This is a genomic window from Pedobacter sp. 05L430 (assembly GCF_056397585.1).
Genome location: NZ_JBFTNT010000316.1, coordinates 1 through 4,691, shown reverse-complemented (window position 1 = coordinate 4,691; position 4,691 = coordinate 1). Strand labels below are relative to the sequence as shown.

At 39.9% G+C, this 4,691-nt stretch carries 9 protein-coding genes; all 9 read right to left on the bottom strand.

Annotated elements, in window-relative coordinates; all coding sequences use genetic code 11:
• Positions 1-37 precede the first annotated feature (37 nt).
• From AC1DG9_RS23535 to AC1DG9_RS23495, 9 genes are read right to left on the bottom strand one after another with little or no spacing between them, the layout of a single operon-like run.
• The gene (locus AC1DG9_RS23535; RefSeq protein WP_477611918.1) at positions 38-1,219 is read right to left on the bottom strand and encodes a hypothetical protein; all 1,182 of its coding nucleotides are present in this window, start codon (positions 1,217-1,219) and stop codon (positions 38-40) included.
• Entirely contained in the window at positions 1,216-2,295 is a 1,080-nt protein-coding gene (locus AC1DG9_RS23530; protein WP_477611917.1) for a hypothetical protein, read from the bottom strand. The genes AC1DG9_RS23535 and AC1DG9_RS23530 overlap by 4 nt, the downstream gene beginning before the upstream one ends.
• A 2-nt stretch (positions 2,296-2,297) precedes the next feature.
• Positions 2,298-2,615: a hypothetical protein gene (locus AC1DG9_RS23525; protein WP_477611916.1), complete on the bottom strand. Its 318-nt coding sequence runs from the start codon at positions 2,613-2,615 to the stop codon at positions 2,298-2,300.
• Positions 2,615-3,364: a recombination directionality factor gene (locus tag AC1DG9_RS23520; RefSeq protein ID WP_477635345.1), complete on the bottom strand. Its 750-nt coding sequence runs from the start codon at positions 3,362-3,364 to the stop codon at positions 2,615-2,617. The genes AC1DG9_RS23525 and AC1DG9_RS23520 overlap by 1 nt, the downstream gene beginning before the upstream one ends.
• Positions 3,365-3,379: 15 nt before the next feature.
• On the bottom strand, positions 3,380-3,652 hold the full coding sequence (locus tag AC1DG9_RS23515) for a hypothetical protein (RefSeq protein WP_477611914.1): 273 nt from the start codon (positions 3,650-3,652) through the stop codon (positions 3,380-3,382).
• Positions 3,642-3,848 carry a hypothetical protein gene (locus AC1DG9_RS23510; protein ID WP_477611913.1) on the bottom strand — a complete coding sequence of 69 codons (207 nt, stop codon included), beginning with the start codon at positions 3,846-3,848 and terminating at the stop codon, positions 3,642-3,644. Before AC1DG9_RS23510 ends, AC1DG9_RS23515 begins: the two co-directional genes overlap by 11 nt.
• On the bottom strand, positions 3,841-3,990 hold the full coding sequence (locus tag AC1DG9_RS23505) for a hypothetical protein (protein ID WP_477611912.1): 150 nt from the start codon (positions 3,988-3,990) through the stop codon (positions 3,841-3,843). The genes AC1DG9_RS23510 and AC1DG9_RS23505 overlap by 8 nt, the downstream gene beginning before the upstream one ends.
• Positions 3,991-4,013: 23 nt before the next feature.
• Positions 4,014-4,328 (bottom strand): helix-turn-helix domain-containing protein, encoded by a 315-nt coding sequence (locus tag AC1DG9_RS23500; RefSeq protein WP_477611911.1) that lies wholly within the window; start codon positions 4,326-4,328, stop codon positions 4,014-4,016.
• A complete protein-coding gene (locus tag AC1DG9_RS23495; protein WP_477611910.1) occupies positions 4,328-4,645 on the bottom strand; it encodes a hypothetical protein in 318 nt (105 codons plus the stop codon). Before AC1DG9_RS23495 ends, AC1DG9_RS23500 begins: the two co-directional genes overlap by 1 nt.
• Positions 4,646-4,691 lie beyond the last annotated feature (46 nt).

Sequence of the window (4,691 nt, the reverse complement as noted above, 5' to 3'; positions counted from 1 at the left end):
AGATTAAGCAGCTCCGTATAGTTTATGTTTCCCATGATTATGCTGCTTTTTTAGATTTAACAACTGCTTTATATTTCTCCTCATACTTTATGTATGCAGATTCGATCTTAAGCCCTTCAGATTTGGCCTTACGCTCAGCAAACAACTTCATGCTGTCCAGTTTCATTTTACCAAGATCCTGTTCATCTGAATGAGTGATAAAGAATTTGAATATCTCAGACCATCCAGCGCGATCAAGAACAATGATCTCATAGCTATCTATAGATTGAGCAGCAGGAACTTTTGATAATCGCTTAGCAGTATCAATTTGATTGTCAATAATCACCGATGATACCTGCGTTTGAACGTTTTGTTCTGTCCTTGCCAAAGCCTCCTGAGATTGTTTCAATTCCAATGCCTCCTGCACAGACTTTAACGTTGCAGCGGCGGCACTTTCTGTAACACCTGCTTCTAACTCCAATTTCCGTTCTGGCATTAATGTAACTAAGTGGTCAGCGTACGCCTTGATTTCAGCTTGATAGTGTGGCGCAACTTTTTCAAATTTACATTCTTTAGCGCTGTTGCAAATCGTGGTTAGTTCTTCAAGGGTAAAGTATTTAGTGTTGTCAAGTGGATTATGGTCAAGCGTTGCCACAATCCCATCCCAATACTCTTGCTTGAAGGTCCCGACAACCATTGATAGCATTTCAAGTACTGATTCATACATTTCAAGAGTACAATTCTCATAAACGTCCATCAACTTCTCTTTGTCTCCTTTAAGAAGGTCGGCATACTGAGTACGGATTTGCGTTTCCGCTTCTGCAAACAATTCAATACGTGCCTTTTCTTTATCCAACTTCGTTTGTGCTTTAGCCTGCTCGGCTGCTTCCTCTTTCTTGTATGCGGCAACACTATTATTACGCGCTGTTTGCAGTTCAGTAACCAGATCAACTTTAAGCTTAGTTTCCTCGGCTGTAAACATTTTGATTATCTCATTCAACTTAGAGGTGAATGGTTTACGATCATCTTCAGCTTTGGTTGCTGCTTTTTTAAGAGACGCCAAATAGTCGTTTATAGCCTGGTCAGTTGCAGGAGTTAATTTTACACCCTCCTTTTCGGCTTGCAGTTTCAACACATCATGTTTTTTCTGATAGGTAGTTACCCACGATCTGGTTGTAGTTAGGACGGTTCCTGCGCTCTGCAAGTCCTCCTGTTTGATAATTGTTAGTTCGGTACTCATATTGGTATGGCTGTTGAAGTGAATACTGGTTTAATTGGTGTTGCTTGTAATTTGGCGGTAGCCCTGGTTGCTCTCACATTGTTAGGTGTATTTCCAAACTTTCGGTTGCAGAATGATTCTACATCTTCAAACTGAACTGCCGCAGTAATACTTTCAGGAGTACTGACGATACCACGCATATTAATGTAATTTCGTTTTTCTGCTTTATCACGATATCTAATTTCAGCTAGCTTTAAAATTGCGTCAATCTCGGCTCTACTTGTTGTACCCTGCCATTCCTTGATTTTATAGCTAGGAGTTGTTTTCCAATCTGCCGGAGCCCAATTCATCGCGATATCAGCAGGTGACTCAGGGAAATTCTCATCCCACAATAACCGCTCACATTCCATTTGAATACCATGAGTTTCATAGAAACCTTTTCGGCCAGACTTAAAGTTGATGATGGCACGTTTCTGAACTCTTACTTTGCATTCTCTTGGCTCACCTTTTCTGGGTCCTGATTTGTACGGATCGTTTTCATCAACGCCATCCTCGGTAACTGTTAATAAGCACACTAAGTCGATAGGTGTTCCAAAGCCGCGTTCATCACTTAATAATACGTATTCTAAACCAAAAGGAATAACCTCATAGTCATTATAGAACTGAACAAATGCCAATATATCCTCCCGCAATTTATCGTTCCACCATTTGCAATCATCATCCCAAAAAGATTCATTGCTAAGGTATTCTTCAATGATACCGTCAATTGAATCAAGGTCGTAAACACCCTCTTTAATGAAACGTCCAATCTCTAAGTGCATCAATGTCCCATATTTAGCGGCTACATTCATCAATCGTTCTGATTCCTTTTTACCGTGTTGGAATTTCCATTCTTCCAATTGAACAGGAGTAGGCATAGATTGGGCAATGGAGGTGGTCAATGAGGTGTATAACCTGAATGGTTGAGCCAATGATCCATCTTGCTCAATTTTAATATAGCTACGCCCTTTGTTAAAATTAACACGCCCTACTTTATAGTTTGGTAGTTTTATTGCTGTCTCGTCGAACCATTCGGTAGGCACGAATTCTACTGACATACTCATGATGATATACCTCCTACTGCTTTATGCAATGCTTCACTTGCTTTATTTACGGCATCTATCCACATTGAACTTGTTGGCTGTCCAGACTCGACACCTTCCTGCTCACACATGTGAAGATGAACAAGTTGCGTTAGCGCCTCCAATAAGTCCGGAGCAGATGAAATAAGTTTCGCGTTAGCAGCATCCTCATATGTTCCATCCAGTTCGTTAGAAACCAATGTTGCTACCCATTTCATTCCGCCATTAGCAAATACATCAGACTTTACAAAGTATCCGATTTCCCATGGCCCAGGTGTTCCTTTAAAATCCTTCATTATTTCGATCCCTCCCCTATTTCTAAAACCTTTGCCTCCATTGTTCCGCTTTCAATCATCTTAGTAGTAAGACGATTCATTGAACCACCAGCCTCGATATAATTACGAACTGCTTCCATGTTCTCGTCTGTAAATGACGGGATCAAACTAACCACCGGATAAGTTTTTGCTTCACCGGGGGTGTATGATTTTTTCATTTCAATAGTTAAGTTGAAAGGGAAACCGATGATAGATCCGGCACGCTCCATAACAAGATCAAATGATTTGGTTATGCTAGGAATGCTTACTTCTTTAGCTTTTGTCGACCATGACCAGTAACCAAGCACGCCTGTCATTTTAAGAAGTACAAAACGCAATGTCAAGGTGCGTTCCCACTTAAGTGCTTTTACGCGCTTATCGGCAGCAGGAACATTATCAATATACTTTCCTGTGGAACTATCGAATATGGTAAATAACTCTCCGTCACCATATCCGTAACGTTTGCCTTTATCCCAACTTTCAAACTGTTCATTGCATACCTCATTGATATTATTGGACASGAAAGCTACCTGCAATGAATTTGGTTTTTCACCAAATAAGGCTGTAAACTGATTTGCAAAATTTCCAGTTGGTCTGAAATAATCAATTGCTTTTGGGTATTCAACACCTTTTGCAGATGTTGCTTTAATGCCCGTTTTAATTTTACCGATTTCCGGCAGCGTGCTTGCATTATTCTGTGCCTTAGCTACCTTGATACGTCCTGAACTCATAGTGTTTATTTTTATTTAGTGATTAACAATTGTTGAATTATCCATTACCGACTGAGCCGCCTCATGATTGCCTGCCCATATCGAGGCTAACACTACTATCGCTGTGATTACCAATGCTAGAACTGCAAGTAATACAAGGATGTCTTTCGAAGCCAACTCCAACATCCGATTAACTGCTTCATGACGCTCATCATCCTGGCTTTTACGAATCATGGCTTTCCAGTTCATCATTACCTGATCTTGTTCGGTTAGATCATTGTAGGCGCTTATTACTCTTTTAGTTTGCATGACTTACCTCCTTTTCGTTTAATTTGAATACTTCGGTTTTGGTATTGGCTAATGATTGTTTTACTTGATATAATCTGTTCCAGCAATCGTCAACCGGCATTCCAGATAGAATTAAATCGTTGAACTCAGCATCTAACCTGTCTATCTCATGAAGAGAAGCAGCCATTTGTATAGCTAATGATTTGTAGTTATGCATTGGTGGCCTCCATTCTTGATTTAATCCCGATCTGCATATCATCCAACACGCTCCCTATTTGGTTAAACGAAGCAGTTTCTAACCACTTGTTATACTCATCCATGATCCTGCTTCTTTGAGCAACCGACCTTGCTGACTTCATTCTTGTCATTATTGATTTGTAGGTCATGATCTTGCCCTCCTGCTTATCCTGAAATAATCTTCTTCAATAAATTCCTCAATGGCTTTTCGCTTAAAGGTTAATTTACCTGTGCGTTTGCTGGATCCTAAATCGTCCTTATGAAGTAATACCCAATTCTCGCTAACATTCAGCATCTCACAAACCTGTTTGGTGCTTAAATAAGGTGTGGTGGTAGATTTAAGATCTTTGATGGTGGTGGTCACTGCCTGTTCCAATGAGTCCAGCTTATTAATTAACTTCTCTAATACCTGAGTATCAATCAGGGTCATGCCTGGAGCTACTTGTATAAGTCCTTCCATTACGCTGCCCTCCTTTTAGATTCAACATACGCCTGACTTTCGTCATTAAGGAACTTAAGATTTGATAAGATGAACCGATTGAAATAAAGCGCTAACACTTTATCTGTGTTCTGCTCAAAGAACTCTGCAGATGTTAGGGGGTTGTAAATCTCTGAACCATCAATATCAGCGGTGTTCAACTCATAATCCTCTACATAGGAAATGATATCTACTAATTCAACACCAACAGGTATACAATTTGGAATTATAAAGCTGATGATGAATCCTGTTTGCTCCGTAGTGAACGGATTGGCAATTTTTTTTAATAGCTTTGACATTAGTTAATTATTTAAAGTGGTTAGCTAATGGGCCCTTATTTATAAC

Bases quoted from the DNA above. Each gene is read 5' to 3' on its own strand.
- AC1DG9_RS23535 (WP_477611918.1), bottom strand. From the start codon at position 1,219: ATGAGTACCGAACTAACAATTATCAAACAGGAGGACTTGCAGAGCGCA.
- AC1DG9_RS23530 (WP_477611917.1), bottom strand. From the start codon at position 2,295: ATGTCAGTAGAATTCGTGCCTACCGAATGGTTCGACGAGACAGCAATA.
- AC1DG9_RS23525 (WP_477611916.1), bottom strand. From the start codon at position 2,615: ATGAAGGATTTTAAAGGAACACCTGGGCCATGGGAAATCGGATACTTT.
- AC1DG9_RS23515 (WP_477611914.1), bottom strand. From the start codon at position 3,652: ATGCAAACTAAAAGAGTAATAAGCGCCTACAATGATCTAACCGAACAA.
- AC1DG9_RS23510 (WP_477611913.1), bottom strand. From the start codon at position 3,848: ATGCATAACTACAAATCATTAGCTATACAAATGGCTGCTTCTCTTCAT.
- AC1DG9_RS23505 (WP_477611912.1), bottom strand. From the start codon at position 3,990: ATGAAGTCAGCAAGGTCGGTTGCTCAAAGAAGCAGGATCATGGATGAG.
- AC1DG9_RS23500 (WP_477611911.1), bottom strand. From the start codon at position 4,328: ATGGAAGGACTTATACAAGTAGCTCCAGGCATGACCCTGATTGATACT.
- AC1DG9_RS23495 (WP_477611910.1), bottom strand. From the start codon at position 4,645: ATGTCAAAGCTATTAAAAAAAATTGCCAATCCGTTCACTACGGAGCAA.